Annotated in this window: 14 protein-coding genes; 6 read left to right on the forward strand and 8 right to left on the reverse strand. The window is 71.8% G+C overall.

The window, feature by feature from the left end; genetic code table 11:
* The first annotated feature begins 110 nt into the window (after positions 1-110).
* Entirely contained in the window at positions 111-1301 is a 1191-nt protein-coding gene (locus OHO83_RS21525; protein WP_330279736.1) for a threonine aldolase family protein, read from the forward strand.
* 39 nt (positions 1302-1340) lie between these two features.
* Here OHO83_RS21525 and OHO83_RS21530 read toward each other — a convergent pair whose 3' ends face one another.
* Positions 1341-1559: a hypothetical protein gene (locus OHO83_RS21530; RefSeq protein WP_266672973.1), complete on the reverse strand. Its 219-nt coding sequence runs from the start codon at positions 1557-1559 to the stop codon at positions 1341-1343.
* A 232-nt stretch (positions 1560-1791) separates the two neighbouring features.
* Here OHO83_RS21530 and OHO83_RS21535 point away from each other — a divergent pair, with 232 nt between their 5' ends.
* Complete coding sequence (locus OHO83_RS21535) at positions 1792-2898, forward strand: DUF5937 family protein (RefSeq protein ID WP_266672971.1); 1107 nt, start codon at positions 1792-1794, stop codon at positions 2896-2898.
* A gap of 13 nt (positions 2899-2911) precedes the next feature.
* Here the strand turns inward: OHO83_RS21535 and OHO83_RS21540 are convergent, their stop codons facing one another.
* Positions 2912-3589, reverse strand: a complete 678-nt coding sequence (locus tag OHO83_RS21540; protein ID WP_266672969.1) for a response regulator — start codon at positions 3587-3589, stop codon at positions 2912-2914.
* A gap of 54 nt (positions 3590-3643) precedes the next feature.
* A complete protein-coding gene (locus OHO83_RS21545; protein ID WP_266672967.1) occupies positions 3644-4846 on the reverse strand; it encodes a sensor histidine kinase in 1203 nt (400 codons plus the stop codon).
* Between the two features lie 118 nt (positions 4847-4964).
* Between OHO83_RS21545 and OHO83_RS21550 the strand changes: the two genes are divergently transcribed.
* Positions 4965-5990: an SAM-dependent methyltransferase gene (locus OHO83_RS21550; RefSeq protein WP_266672965.1), complete on the forward strand. Its 1026-nt coding sequence runs from the start codon at positions 4965-4967 to the stop codon at positions 5988-5990.
* Here the strand turns inward: OHO83_RS21550 and OHO83_RS21555 are convergent.
* Positions 5955-7106 carry an NADH-quinone oxidoreductase subunit D gene (locus OHO83_RS21555; RefSeq protein ID WP_266672963.1) on the reverse strand — a complete coding sequence of 384 codons (1152 nt, stop codon included), beginning with the start codon at positions 7104-7106 and terminating at the stop codon, positions 5955-5957. The genes OHO83_RS21550 and OHO83_RS21555 overlap by 36 nt on opposite strands.
* 31 nt (positions 7107-7137) lie before the next feature.
* Between OHO83_RS21555 and OHO83_RS21560 the strand changes: the two genes are divergently transcribed.
* Together OHO83_RS21560 and OHO83_RS21565 are read left to right on the forward strand one after the other, a co-directional pair.
* Positions 7138-7650: a PH domain-containing protein gene (locus tag OHO83_RS21560; protein WP_266672961.1), complete on the forward strand. Its 513-nt coding sequence runs from the start codon at positions 7138-7140 to the stop codon at positions 7648-7650.
* Complete coding sequence (locus OHO83_RS21565; protein ID WP_266672959.1) at positions 7647-8993, forward strand: PH domain-containing protein; 1347 nt, start codon at positions 7647-7649, stop codon at positions 8991-8993. Before OHO83_RS21560 ends, OHO83_RS21565 begins: the two co-directional genes overlap by 4 nt.
* Positions 8994-9126: 133 nt before the next feature.
* On the opposite strand, the gene OHO83_RS21570 is transcribed toward OHO83_RS21565, so the two are convergent.
* The 4 genes from OHO83_RS21570 to OHO83_RS21585 form a co-directional block, all read right to left on the reverse strand.
* Positions 9127-10176, reverse strand: coding sequence for a hypothetical protein (locus OHO83_RS21570; RefSeq protein WP_266672957.1), 1050 nt, complete (start codon positions 10174-10176; stop codon positions 9127-9129).
* Between the two features lie 129 nt (positions 10177-10305).
* Positions 10306-11283: an ABC transporter substrate-binding protein gene (locus OHO83_RS21575; RefSeq protein WP_266672955.1), complete on the reverse strand. Its 978-nt coding sequence runs from the start codon at positions 11281-11283 to the stop codon at positions 10306-10308.
* A gap of 119 nt (positions 11284-11402) precedes the next feature.
* Complete coding sequence (locus OHO83_RS21580; RefSeq protein ID WP_116511503.1) at positions 11403-12083, reverse strand: ABC transporter permease; 681 nt, start codon at positions 12081-12083, stop codon at positions 11403-11405.
* Positions 12080-12859: an ABC transporter permease gene (locus OHO83_RS21585; RefSeq protein WP_266672953.1), complete on the reverse strand. Its 780-nt coding sequence runs from the start codon at positions 12857-12859 to the stop codon at positions 12080-12082. Before OHO83_RS21585 ends, OHO83_RS21580 begins: the two co-directional genes overlap by 4 nt.
* Before the next feature lie 184 nt (positions 12860-13043).
* Between OHO83_RS21585 and OHO83_RS21590 the strand changes: the two genes are divergently transcribed.
* Positions 13044-14192, forward strand: a complete 1149-nt coding sequence (locus OHO83_RS21590) for an ABC transporter ATP-binding protein (RefSeq protein ID WP_266672951.1) — start codon at positions 13044-13046, stop codon at positions 14190-14192.
* The last annotated feature ends 30 nt before the right edge of the window (positions 14193-14222 follow it).

The raw sequence follows: 14222 nt of genomic DNA on the forward strand, positions 1-14222 counted from the left end.
CCGCTCGGGGTACCGGACGATTTCTCGTCATGTTAACGCGATCTGCTCCATGGGCTCCGGCCCGTCCACAGGCTGTGGGCAACCGCACGCGCGTGCGACATGATCGGCTGATGACGGAAAGCGAAGAGCGGGAGAACCCCGCGGCGGACGACGCGACGAAGGCGCGGGAGCGCCGCGCCGCGGCCGTGCGGGGCGCCGAGCGGATCCTGGGCGCGCGCGGCCTCGACGCCACCATCGGTGAGCGTCTGACGGCCCTCACGGAGGCCGCGTGGTCGGTCGCCGACCCGGACCGGACCGGCGATCTGTACGGCGACGGCATCGTCGAGGACCTGGAGGAGCGCGTGGCGGGGCTCCTCGGTACTGAGGCGGCCGCCTATTTCCCCACCGGCACGATGGCGCAGCAGGTCGCCCTGCGCTGCTGGGCGGGCCGTACGGGGAACCCGACGGTGGCCCTGCACCCGATGGCGCACCCGGAGCGGCACGAGCGCGGCGCCTTCAGCGCGCTGAGCGGCCTGCGCACCGTCCACCCGACGACCGAGCCGCGACTGCCCGACGCCGACGAGGTGCGCGACTTCGCCGAGCCCTTCGGCGCGCTGATGCTCGAACTGCCGCTCCGGGACGCCGGTTACGTACTGCCCACCTGGGACGAGCTGGTCGCCGTCACCGAGGCGGCCAGGGAACGGGACGCCGTCGTGCACTTCGACGGGGCGCGCCTGTGGGAGTGCACCACCCACTTCGGGCGCTCCCTGGCCGAGATCGCCGACCTCGCCGACAGCGTGTACGTGTCGTTCTACAAGACCCTCGGCGGTCTCAGCGGAGCGGCGCTCGCCGGGCCCCGGTCGTTCATCGAGGAGGCGAAGACCTGGCGCCACCGCTACGGCGGCCAGCTCTTCCAGCAGTTCCCCGCGGTGCTCTCGGCCCTGGTCGGCCTGGAGCGGGAGCTGCCGCGTGTGCCCGAGTACGTGGCCCACGCGCGCGTGGTCGCCGAGGCGCTGCGCGAAGGCTTCACCGAGGCCGGGGTGCCGTGGGTGCGGGTGCACCCCGAGGTGCCGCACACGCACGAGTTCCAGGTCTGGCTGCCGTACGCCTCCGAACGGCTCGACGAGGCGTCGGTGCTGCAGGCCGAGCAGACCCGGACGGCGCTGTTCCGGCGCTGGCACGAGCAGGGTCCTCCGGGGCTCTCGGTCACCGAGGTCACGGTCTCCGCGCGCGGGCTCGAATGGACCGCCGACGACGTCCGCGCGGCCGTCGCGGACTTCGTGGCACTGATCCCTCCGGAGACCGCCGCCCGGAACGCCTGAGCGGCGCAGCCTGACCGGCGTCCGTCAGGGGCCGGCAAGTCAGCAGCCCGCCGCGCCGCGGTGCGGGTGGAACAGGCGGGACAGGGCGGCTCGGATCCGGCCGTGCGCCGGGCGGCCGTCGACGACCGCGCGGAAGCGGCGGTAGTCGCGCAGCTCGCGGATGGCGCCCCAGTCGTGGACGCCCGGCGCCGGCGGGGCGGGCTCGCCGTGCAGGGAAGCGCGGTAGACATCCAGTGCGTACTGCTGATTGACGCTCATGACGTACCCCTCACTGGTCTTTTCATTGTCACGTCATGACCAGGAATGCGGCTATTCAGAGAGCTTCATTTCCTTTGCAGAGCTTTATTGGCACTGCTTGGCATTCATCGCCCTTTGCCGCTTCGGTCCGACCTGAAGGAGACTCCGCCCGGCGCCCACGCCCGGTCACGTGGATTGACGGGAGCCGTCAATCCAGAACTCGGTTGTCCGACCCTGCGTGCACCATGGAGTCATGAGCGTGAGCATCGACATCAGCGGGCTGGCCCCGGAGCGGATCAGTGTCGTGCCCTCGCCCCTGGCCGAGCTGGGCATGGCGCTGCACGCGCTGGCCGAGCCCGCGCACCACCCGGGGCTCCAGGGCTGGACGACCGCGGTGTCCGCGCGCCTCGACCCGTGCCTCGCGGACCGGCTCTGCGAGGCGGACTTCCTGTGGCGGACGACGTTCTCGGACGTGTTCGCGCCGTTCGCCGGGATCCCGGGCCGGGCCACCCTGCCCGGCGCCACCCTCGCCGAGGAGCTCGACCTGCTGGACAAGCTGACCGACCGTCAGTTCGTGGACGCGGCACTTGAGTTCACCTGCCAGAACAGCTACGCGCTGCGCGAGGCCAACCCGCTGGAAGACCCGGCCATGCACCGTCGCGCCCTGGACCTCGCGGCCACGCGCGGGCTGCCCCAGGTCCAGTTCACCCAGCGGCTCCTGGACGATCCGCCCGCCGTGCGCGCCTGGTTCCGGCGGCTCGTGGAGGACTGCGAGGAGGCGTTCTTCGCGGACATCTGGGCCCGCGTCCACCACCAGCTCGCGGCCGACGCCCGGCACAAGACCGAGCTCCTGAGGCGCAAGGGCCTGGCCGAGGCGCTGACGGCGGTGTCGTCGGTCGTCACGCTCGACGAGACGGCGAACCTGATCACCGTCGACAAGATCACCGTGGGCCGCACGGCCACGGACGACGGCGGTCTCGTCCTCGTGCCGACCAGCCTCGGCTGGCCGCACCTCATGGTGCTGCACCGCTTCGGATGGCAGCCGGCGATCACGTATCCCGTCGGCTCGCCCGGCCTCACCACACCCGCGACCGTCGAGCAGCTCACGCGCCGGATGACGGCCCTCGCGCACCCCGTACGCATGCGCCTGTGCCGCCACCTCGCCCGCGGCGCGTACACGACGAGCGAGCTCTCCGACGCGCACGGGATGACGGCACCGGAGATATCCCGGCACCTGACCGTGCTCAAGAAGGCGGGCCTGATCACCACGCGCCGCCGGGGCCGCTACGTCCAGCACCAGCTGGATCTGACGGCCGTCGCCCGCCTGGGCAGCGACTTCATCGAGGGCGTACTGCGCTGACCGCCCGGGAAGGTCAGGCAGCTCCTCCGCCGCCGGCCCGTACGAGCCCCGTCTCGTAGGCGAGTACGACGACCTGGACGCGGTCGCGCAGGTTCAGCTTGGTGAGGATGCGGCCCACGTGCGTCTTCACGGTCGCCTCCGACAGGACGAGCCGGGCGGCGATCTCGCCGTTCGACAGTCCCTGCGCGACGAGGATCATGACCTCGCGCTCACGCTCGGTGAGCCGGCCGAGCTCGGCGAGCTGCGGCTCCTTCCCCGAGCTGGGCAGCATCGGCGCGAAGCGGTCGAGCAGCCGCCGCGTCGTCGACGGCGCGACCACCGCGTCGCCGCTGTGCACGGCCCGGATCGCGCCGAGCAGCTCGCCGGGCGGCACGTCCTTGAGCATGAACCCCGACGCCCCGGCCTTCAGCCCCGAGAAGGCGTACTCGTCGAGGTCGAACGTCGTCAGGATGAGCACCTTCGGCGGGTTCTCCTCCATGCAGATCCGCCGCGTCGTCTCCACACCGTCCAGCTTCGGCATGCGGACGTCCATCAGGACCACGTCGACCGCCGTGCCGCGCAGCACCTCCAGAGCCTCGACCCCGTCGCCCGCCTCGGCGACGACCTCCATGTCCGGCTGGGCGTCGAGCACCATCCGGAAGCCGGTGCGCAGCAGCACCTGGTCGTCGACGAGCATCACGCGGATCGCCATGAAGGGGGTCCCTTTCGGTACGTGTACGGGGTCGGGTTCAGTACGTGTACGGCGTCAGTGGGCGGGCTTGAGCGGCAACAGCGCGCTGATCCGGAATCCGCCGCCGGGGCGCGGTCCCGCGTCGAGCGTCCCGCCGACCATACCGACGCGCTCCCTCATGCCGATGAGTCCGTGCCCGCGGCCGTCGGCGCCCCCGTCCTCGTACAGCTCGTGCGGGGCGCCCTTGCCGTCGTCCTCGACTAGCAGGCCGAGGCCGTCGTCGAAGTAGACGAGGCGCACGCTCGCGCCCGCGTTCGCGCCGCCGTGCTTACGGGTGTTGGTGAGCGCCTCCTGCACGATGCGGTACGCGGTCAGCTCGACGCCGCTGGGCAGCGGGCGCGGGGTGCCCTCGACCTTGAAGTCGACGGGCAGGCCCGCGGTGCGCACCTGCTCGATCAGCTCGTCGAGCTGCTCGACATCGGGCTGCGGCACGTACTCGCCGCTCTCCTGGTGCTCACCGGTGCGCAGCACTCCGAGCAGGCGCCGCATCTCGGCGAGCGCCTGCCGGCCGGTCCCGGAGATCGTCTCCAGGGCCTTCCTCGCCTGCTCGGGAGCCGTGTCCATGACGTACGCGGCGCCGTCCGCCTGCACCACCATCACAGACACGTTGTGGGCGACGACGTCGTGCAGCTCGCGCGCGATCCGGGCCCGCTCGGCGGCGACGGCGACCTTCGACTGGGCCTCGCGCTCCGTCTCCAGACGCGCGGCGCGCTCCTCCAGCTGTGCCAGGTAGGCGCGGCGCGTGCGGACGGAGTCACCGAGCACCCAGGCGAGGGCGAACGGCACCATCTGGAAGACCGTGATCAGCACGTTGCCCGCGCTGCTCGTCTCGTGCATCGGCCAGCGCAGCTGCGACAGAGGCGCCGCGCACAGGCCGCCGACGAGCGCGAATCTCGACGCCCAGCGCGGGCTGTCCGCCGCCACCGTGTAAATGATCACCAGCATGGCGAAGTCGGCCGGCTGCACGCGGACGTCCGCGACGAGCTGGAAGACGCCCACGACGGCGATGAGGATCAGCATCCGCTCCGGAACGCGCCTGCGCAGGGCCACGGCCAGGCTCAGCGCCAGGACGACGGGGATGCCCAGGAGGCGGGCGTCGCCCTGCATGTTCTCCTGCCCCGCGATCAGACTCATGCCGGAGACCCCGAGGAGGACGACGGCCCAGAAGCTGTCGACCCACGTCGGGTGTCGGCGGAAGAAGTCGTAGAGGCGCTGCACGTAACCCAGCGTAAAGAAGCGTGCAGTGCGCAGAGGTCAACCGGAGGATCGATCCGAGTACCGCCGGCGTACTCCCCAAGGTGGAGACCGCCCCCTTCTCCGCACCTAGCCTTTCCCTGTGACGAACGAGCGGTGGGGTACGGGGCGTGGGTGGCGTGAGGCGACGGAGGAGGCGCTGTACGGGCCGCGCGGCTTCTATCGCAGGCCCGAGGGGCCCGCGGGGCATTTCCGCACGTCGGTGCATGCGTCGCCGCTGTTCGCCGGGGCCGTCGCGCGGCTTCTGTGCCGGGTGGACGAGGCACTCGGGGGCACGTCGGAACTCGCCTTCGTCGACATGGGCGCGGGCCGCGGCGAGCTGGTGACGGGCGTCCTGGGGGCGCTGCCCGCCGAGGTGGCGGCCCGCACGCGCGCGTACGCGGTGGAACGGGCGGAGCGTCCCGCCGGCCTCGACCACCGCATCGAGTGGTGCGCACACCCCCCGAAGGGGGTCACCGGACTCCTCTTCGCGAACGAGTGGCTCGACAACGTCCCCCTGGACGTCGTCGAGGCCGACACCTCCGGAGTGCCGCGCCACGTCCTCGTGGAGCAGGACGGGACCGAGGAGCTCGGGGAGCCCGTGGTGGACGGGCCGGAGGCGGAGTGGCTCGCCCGGTGGTGGCCGCTCGCCGGCGAACCGGGCCTTCGCGCGGAGGTCGGCCTCCCCCGGGACGCCGCCTGGGCCGCGGCCGCGGGGACGCTGGAGCGCGGTGCGGCGGTCGCCGTCGACTACGCGCACTCCCGGGCCGCCCGGCCGCCCTTCGGGACGCTCACGGGCTTCCGCGAGGGCCGCGAGACCCCGCCCGTGCCGGACGGCTCGTGCGACATCACGGCTCATGTGGCGCTCGACGCGTGCGCGCTCCCGGGCGCCCGGCTCCTCACGCAGCGCGCGGCCCTGCACGCCCTCGGGGTGAGCGGCGGACGTCCACCGCTGTCGCTCGCCGCCGCCGATCCGGCGGCCTACGTGCGGGCCCTGTCCGGGGCGGGCGAGGCCGCCGAACTGACCGCGGCGGGCGGGCTCGGCGACTTCGGCTGGCTGGTGCAGCCCGTGGGCGTACGCGTGCGGGACCTGCTACTTGTCGATGTCGCCGACGACGAAGAACAGTGAACCGAGGATCGCCACCATGTCCGAGACGAGCGTGCCCGGCAGCAGTTCGGCGAGCGCCTGGATGTTGTTGTACGAGGCGGACCGCAGCTTGAGCCGGTACGGCGTCTTCTCGCCCTTGCTGACCAGGTAGTAGCCGTTGATCCCGAGCGGGTTCTCGGTCCACGCGTACGTGTGGCCCTCGGGCGCCTTGAGGACCTTGGGGAGGCGCTGGTTGACGGGGCCGGGCGGCAGCTCGGCGAGCCGGTCCAGGCAGGCGTCGGCGAGGTCCAGGGCGTTGTGGGTCTGCTCCAGGAGGACCTCGAAGCGGGCCAGGCAGTCGCCCTCGCGCCGCGTGACGACCTTCAGGGTGTCCTGGAGCTCCCCGTACGCGAGGTACGGCTCGTCGCGGCGCAGGTCGAAGTCGACGCCGGAGGCCCGGGCGATCGGACCGCTCACCCCGTAGGAGTGCACCGCCTCCGGGGACAGCACGCCCACGTCGCGCGTGCGGCCGCGGAAGATCTCGTTGCCGAGGACCAGGTCGTCGTACACGTCCATGCGCGAGCGCACCGAGGCGACCGCCTCACGCGCGCGGGTGGTCCAGCCGGCCGGGACGTCCTCCTTGAGGCCGCCGACGCGGTTGAACATGTAGTGCATGCGGCCGCCGGACATCTCCTCCATGACGTTCTGGAGTTCCTCGCGCTCCCGGAAGGCATAGAACACCGGGGTGATTCCGCCCAGTTCGAGCGGGTACGAACCAAGGAACATCAGGTGGTTGAGGACCCGGTTCAGCTCCGCGAGCAGGGTGCGCAGCCACACCGCGCGCTCAGGGACCTCCATGCCGAGCATCCGCTCGACGGCGAGGACGACCCCGAGTTCGCTCGAGAAGGCGGAGAGCCAGTCGTGGCGGTTGGCCAGCATCACGATCTGCCGGTAGTCGCGGGCCTCGAAGAGCTTCTCCGCGCCGCGGTGCATATAGCCGATGACCGGCTCGGCCTGCTGGATGCGCTCGCCGTCGAGGACGAGGCGCAGGCGCAGCACCCCGTGCGTGGACGGGTGCTGCGGGCCGATGTTGAGCACCATGTCGGTGGTCTCGGCGGCCCCGCCGATGCCGACCGTCGTCTCCGTCGTGGGCGTCATGGGAACAGTGTCTCGTACGTAGGGTGGGCGCATGGAAACGGGGACTGAGGGGACGGCGGCTCCGAGGGCGGGAGCCGGGGCGGAGCCGGTGTGGACCGGGCTCCCCCGGGGGCTGCTGAAGGTGCGCAGGCTGCTGCTCGTGCTGTGGCTGGTGCCGCTGACGGTGGCGGTGGGCGTGCTGCTCGGGGTGTTCGCCGGCGGCGTGTGGGCGGCGTTCGCGCTGCTGCCGCTCGCCGGGCTGCTGTGGGGATGGCCGATGCTCGGGCGCAACTGGCGCTCGTGGCGCTACGCCGAGCGCGCCGACGACCTGCTGATCAGCCGGGGCGTCCTGTGGCGCGAGGAAACGATCGTGCCGTACGGGCGCATGCAGCTCGTCGAGGTCACGTCCGGGCCGCTCGAGCGGAAGTTCGGGCTCGCGAGCCTCCAGCTGCACACGGCGGCCGCGGCGACCGACGCCACGATCCCCGGCCTGACGCCCGCCGAGGCCGAGCGCCTGCGCGACCGGCTCACCCAACTCGGCGAGGCCCGATCGGCGGGGCTGTGACCACCCCGGACGTCCACGAGGACGTACGGGACCAGGATCTGACCGCCGAGGCGCGCGAGCGGCGCCTGCACCCCGTCACGCCGCTGCGCCGGGCCTGGGCGCCCGTCGCGATCGTCCTCGGCTGGGCGGTCCACGACCTGAACGAGGCGCAGCGCAGGCTCGCCCAGCTCACCGCGACCACCCTCCTCATCGGCGTCTCCGTACTGATCCCGGCCGCCGCCCTCTACGGGTTCCTGACCTGGTGGTTCACGCACTTCTCCGTCACCGACGCCGAACTGCGCATCCGTACGGGCCTGTTGTTCCGCCGCACCGCCCACATCCGGCTCGACCGGATCCAGGCCGTGGACGTCACCCAGCCGCTGCTCGCCCGCTTCGTGGGCGTCGCCAAGCTCAAACTGGATGTCATAGGTGCGGACAAGAAGGATGAACTCGCCTATCTCGGCGAGCGCGAGGCCCGCGAGCTGCGCGCCGAACTGCTCGCCCGCGCGGCCGGGTTCGCGCCCGAGACCGTGCGCGACGTCGGCGAGGCACCGGCCGAGCAGATCCTGCACGTGCCGCCCCGCATGCTCGCCGTCTCGCTCCTGCTCACCGGCGGGCCCTGGGCGATGCTGCTCGCCGCGGTCGTCGTGCCGGCGCTGCTGTGGTTCGCCACCCACAACCTGTGGACGGTGCTCGCCGTGGCCGTCCCGCTCGCGGGCGGCGCCGGCACGAACAGCGTGGGCCGCTTCATCAAGGAGTACGACTGGACGGTGGGCGAGTCGCCGGACGGCCTGCGCATCGACCACGGCCTCCTCGACCGCGACCACGAGACGGTGCCGCCGGGACGGGTGCAGACCGTACGGATCGTGGAGCCTCTGCTGTGGCGGCGGCGCGGCTGGGTGCGCGTGGAACTGGCCGTGGCCGGCTCGTCGAACTCCGTCCTCGTGCCGGTCGCGCCCCGCGAGATCGCGGAGGGCGTGGTGGAACGGGTGCTTCCCGGGGTGACGGTGCCGGGCGCGGAGGCCCTGACCCGGCCGCCGAAGCGCGCGGCGTGGTGCGTGCCGGTGTGGTGGCGGGGCTATGGGCTCGTGACGACCGACGCGGTGTTCGCGTCCCGGCACGGTCTGATGCGGCGGCGGCTCGCGCTGGTGCCGCACGCGAAGGTGCAGAGCGTGCGGCTCACACAGGGGCCCTGGGAGCGTTTCCGGGGCGTCGCCGACGTCCATGTGGACACGGGCGCCAACAAGACGGTGACGGCCCGGCTGCGGGACGCCGGGGAGGCGGCGGAACTCCTGCGCGCCCAGGCGGACCGCTCACGGACGGGACGGAAGGTGGCACGGCCCGACCGCTGGATGGCCCCGTGAGGGCGGCGGCACGGCGATGGGGCGGGGCCTCGGTGTGACACACACCGAGGCCCCGCCCCATTTACGCCGTACGTGCTCCGGTCTCCGCGGTACGTGCGCCTGCGCCGTACGTGCTGACGCCTCCCGCCGGAACCTACGCCCGCATCGCCGACCGCAGCTCCCCCACGTCGATCTGCTCCGTCTCGTCGTGAGCGGTCAGGTCGATGACCTGGCTGACGCCCTCGCCCGAGGTCGTGGCGTCGGCCTGCTTGAACTCGGCCTCGGCGTCCGCCTTGTGGAGCGCGAGCGCCTCCTCGCCGACGACGTCCGCGAGGTCGGTGTTCTGCACGGCCTCCAGGGCCGCGGGCGCCACGCCCTTCGTGCCGAAGAAGTCGAATCCGCCCTCGACCAGGGGCCGCCGCACCGCCGCGGGCGGCACGACCGCCGCCGCGGCCGGGACGGTGAAGTGGCCGGGGACGCCGGACGGCAGGGCGGCCACGTGCTGGTGCTCGTGTGCGCGGGCCGCCTCGGGCTTCCCCTGCGGCTCACCGCCGTCGGGGGCCTCGGCCTTCGGACCCTCGCCCCGCGAGGGGTTCGCGGCGCGCGCCATACGGTCGAGCGCTGCGTTCGCGCGCAGATAGAGCACCGGAGAGGTCACCGGCGCGCCGCCGGACGTGGCGCGCTGCGCCGGGACGAGCTCGGCGCCGGGTGCCGGGGAGGCGGCCGCGGGCAGCGCACGCGCCGGGGCCGAGGCCTCTATCGCGAGCTGCCTGCGGCCCTCCAGGGCGCTGGCACGCTCCGTCTCCGCGGTCGCGTAGCGCCGCAGCAGGGCCGCGTGCTCGTTGCGCAGGGCCGCCAGCTCCGTGCGCTTGCCGCGCAGCTTCGCCTCCATCTTGAGGCGCAGCTCACGCGACTCCTCGAGGTCCGTCTCGAGTTCGGCGACCCGCTCGTCGTGGCGCCATTCGTCGCTCACCCGCGACCGGTTCAGCTCGGCGACGCGCTTGCCCGCCAGTCGGTCCCAGCGGCGCATGACGACCGCGCCCACCACGGCGGCGCAGGCGGCGGCACCGACCAGGCCGCGCAGCACGAGCGGCTCCGCGGTCAGCCAGGCGCCGGCCGCGCAGACGAGCGGGACGCCTGCGATCGCCGAGGGGGGAAGCAGCCTGTGCAGGGGTGGGGAATGGCGGTGACGTCCACGTGGCATGGCCAGAAACTTACCGCGCGTAGGCGAATCGTGGTGCCCCGGCAGCCAAAATCCCGTGGTCTTCTGTCCCGCCACTCCCATTCACCCCTGAACTCGGCGCCTTTGCCGATCAACTCGTCCGCGGACCGTTCAGTTCTTCAGGAGGCCCTTCGACCGGAGATACTCCTTGGCCACATCGGCCTCCTTCTGGCGCTCCGCGTCGACCTTCCGGTTGAGCTCGACGAGATCGCCGGTCGTGAGCGTCTTGGTCAGCTTCCCGAGTACGACGGCTATCTCCTTGTCGCCCGCGTCCTTGGTGTTCACGACCGGAACGATGTTGTCCGCGTTCTGGAGCTTCTTGTCGTCCTCCAGGAGCACCAGACCGAAGTTCTTCAGGGTGGCGTCCGTGGTGGTCGTCAGGACCAGCTGGTCCTCACCGTTCTTGACGGCCTGCTTGGCCTGCGTGGTGCCGACACCCTTGGGGTCGATCCCGCTGACCTTGATGCCGTACGTCTTCTCGAGACCCGGGGCGCAGAAGGGCCGCTTCTCGCATTCGTCACCGGCCGCGATCTTGACCTTCTGACCGGACTTGCCGAGGTCCGAAAGAGTCTTCAGATGGTGCTGCTTCGCGTAATCCGCGCTCACCGCGAAGGCGTTCTGGTCGACGGCCTCTCCGGCGTCGAGCACGGTCAGTCCCTCGGGCCCGGCGAGTCCGCGCAGTGCGGTGACCGTCGCATCAAGATCACTTGAGGCGACGGGCTTGGCGTCCGCGCCGTTCTTCTTGAGATTGAGGAATTCCGCGAGCGTCGCCGCGTATTCGGGAACGACGTCGATGGCGCCCTTGGCCAGCTGGGGCTCGTAGATCTCGCGGTTCTCGACGGTCTTGACCGAGGCGGAGTATCCGGCGTCGGTCAGAACCTGCTTGTAGAGCTCCGCCATCACCTTCGACTCGGTGAACCCGGCGGCGCCGACGACGACCGTGCCCTTCTTGCCGCTCCCCGCCGCGTCGGAGCCGGCCTTGTCGCTCTTGCCGCCTTCCAGACTGTCACCGCCGCACGCGGTGAGTCCGGTGGTGAGCGCGCCGACGGCGACCGCCGCCACGGCGATCCGTCGCGTTCTGCTGTTCATCGTTGTCCACCCAATCGAGAGCCGGAATGATCGAAAAGCTGTGCCGAGATATCAAGTTGGCGTCCCACCCGCCGCGGCGCCCGTCGGAGGTTCAGCCCGCCGCGCCGCCCGACCGGGTTTCAGCGCGCCGCGCCGGAGCGGCCCTTCATCGGATTCAGAACCCGCCCCGCGCCCGCCAGGACGCCCTCCACGAGCAGCGCGAGCAACGCCACCAGGACCGCGCCGGCGACCACCTGAGGGGTGTCCTGGAGGTTGAACCCGGCCGTGATGATCCGCCCGAGCCCGCCCTTGCCGGCCATCGCGGCGAGCGTCGCCGTGGCGATCACCTGCACCGCCGCCAGCCGGATCCCGGTCATGACCATCGGGTAAGCCAGCGGGAGTTCGACCCGCCGGAACACCTGTCCCCCGCTCATCCCCATCCCCCTCGCCGCCTCGACGACGGCCCGGTCGACCTCGCGCATCCCGATGTAGGCGTTGGTCAGCAGCGGCGGCACCGCGAACAGCACGAGCGCGATGAACGTCGGCAGGTCCCCGTGCCGGCCCAGCGGCGTCAGCGTGAGCAGGACGAGCACCGCGAGCGTGGGCACCGCGCGACCCGCGTTCGAGATGTTGACCGCGAGCCCGCCGCCCTTGCCTATGTGCCCGAGCCACAGCGCGAGCGGCAGGGCGATCAGGCAGGACACGGCGAGGGTGACGCCGCTGAAGTACAGATGCTCGGCCAGGCGGTGCCACACCCCCTTGTCGCCCTGCCAGTTGGCCCCTGTCGTCAGCCAGTCGTAGGCCCCCGATATCGCGCTCATGCCGCCTGCGCCGCCTTCTCCTTGCGTCGCTCCGTGTCACCGGAGGCGCCACCCGGGCGGTCCGGACTGCCGGAGCGGTCGGTGCGTCTGCGTATGCGGGACGTCCCGGACGCGACGCGGGTCCAGGGGGTCAGCCACCGCTGGAGGCCGAGCAGCAGCAGATCGGCACCCACGGCGAGGAGCACGCACAGCACGGACGCCGTGAGCACCTGGGCCTTGAAGTCGCTGTCGAGCCCGTCCATGATCAGCGTGCCCAGGCCGCCGTAGTCGACGATCGCGCCGACCGTCGTCAGCGCGACCGTGGAGACCGTGGCGATGCGCACGCCCGCGAGCATGGCGGGCAGCGCCAGCGGCAGTTCGACCTCCCACAACAGCCGGACCGGCCCGTACCCCATGCCGCGGGCAGCTTCTCTCGCCTCATCCGGCACGGCCTGGAGGCCCGCCAGGAAATTCCGCACCAGGATCGTCAGGGTGTAGAGGACGAGTCCGGTGATCACGAGCGAGGCGGAGAGCCCGAACAGCGGGAGCAGCAGCGAGAACATGGCCAGCGACGGGATCGTGTAGAGCACCGTCGTCAGGCCGAGCACCGGGCCCGCGAAGGCGCGCCGGCGCCGGGCCAACAGGGCCAGCGGGAAGGCGATCAGCACGCCGATCACGACGGAAGCGGCCGTGATGCCGATGTGCTGGACGACCGCGTCGACCAGCTCCGGCCTGCGGGTGCGCAGGTATTCCCCGCACACCCACTCATTGGTCACCATGCAATTGGGACTGCTCACCCGCCCCACCTCCCCCGAATCCCCGTACATATGTCTTGAAACCGCTCGCGTCAGCGCATGATTCCGACTGCGGACGACCCTAGCCCCCACCACTGACAATCGCCGAGACCCCTTGTCACGACGCAACATGGCCTTCACACAGCGGCCGCCCGCAGGCGGCGACTGCCCGGCACAATGGGGACCCATGATCCGGTTCGAGCACGTCACCAAGCGCTACGCCGACGGGACAACGGCCGTCGACGACCTGTCCTTCGAGGTGGACGAGGGGGAACTCGTCACGCTCGTCGGACCGTCGGGCTGCGGCAAGACCACCACGATGAAGATGGTCAACCGGCTCATCGAACCGAGCGAGGGCCGGATACTCGTCGACGGCGACGACATATCCGGCATCGACCCGGTCCAACTCCGGCGCCGCATCGGCTATGTGATCCAGCAGGTCGGTCTCTTCCCGCACAAGACGGTCCTCGACAACACGGCGACCGTCCCGCACCTCCTCGGCGTCAAGCGCGCCAAGGCCCGCGAGCGCGCCGCCGAACTCCTCGACCTCGTCGGACTCGACCCGCGCACCTTCGGCGACCGCTACCCCGACCAGCTCTCCGGCGGGCAGCGTCAACGCGTCGGCGTGGCACGGGCGTTGGCGGCGGATCCTCCCGTGCTCCTGATGGACGAGCCGTTCGGCGCGGTCGACCCGGTCGTGCGCGAACACCTGCAGAACGAGTTCCTGCGCCTCCAGCAGGCCGTGCGCAAGACGGTCCTGTTCGTCACGCACGACATCGAGGAGGCCGTCCGGCTCGGCGACCGGATCGCCGTGTACGGGCAGGGCCGGATCGAGCAGTTCGACACCCCGTCGACCGTCCTCGGCGCCCCCGCGACCGAGTACGTGGCCGACTTCGTCGGCGCGGACCGCGGCCTCAAGCGCCTGTCCGTCACGCCCATCGAGGAGAGCGACCTGGAGCAGCCGCCCGTCGTGCATCTCGACGACCCGCTGCCGGCGAAGCTCGACGCCCCCTGGGCGGTGGTCCTCGACGGCGACAACAACCTGCACGGCTGGATCTCCGCGGAGCACGCGCGCGTGCACAGCGGCACGGTCCGCGAGTACGCCCGTCGCATGGAGGCGTGGCTGCCGGTCGGCGCCTCCCTCAAGCAGGCGTTCGCCACGATGCTCCAGCACGACGCGGGCTGGATCGCCGTCATCGACGAGCACAGCGAGGGCCGCTTCCTCGGCGTCCTCACCCCCGCGCGGCTGCACGAGGCGCTGCGCCGCTCGACGGCAGCGGACGCCCGGGACATCCCGCGCGCGGAGGTCGAACTGGAGACGGTGACGGGGGCCTGAGGGGGCGTGAGCCCCAAAAGCCCCCGAGCC

Source organism: Streptomyces sp. NBC_00569, assembly GCF_036345255.1.
Lineage (GTDB): Bacteria > Actinomycetota > Actinomycetes > Streptomycetales > Streptomycetaceae > Streptomyces.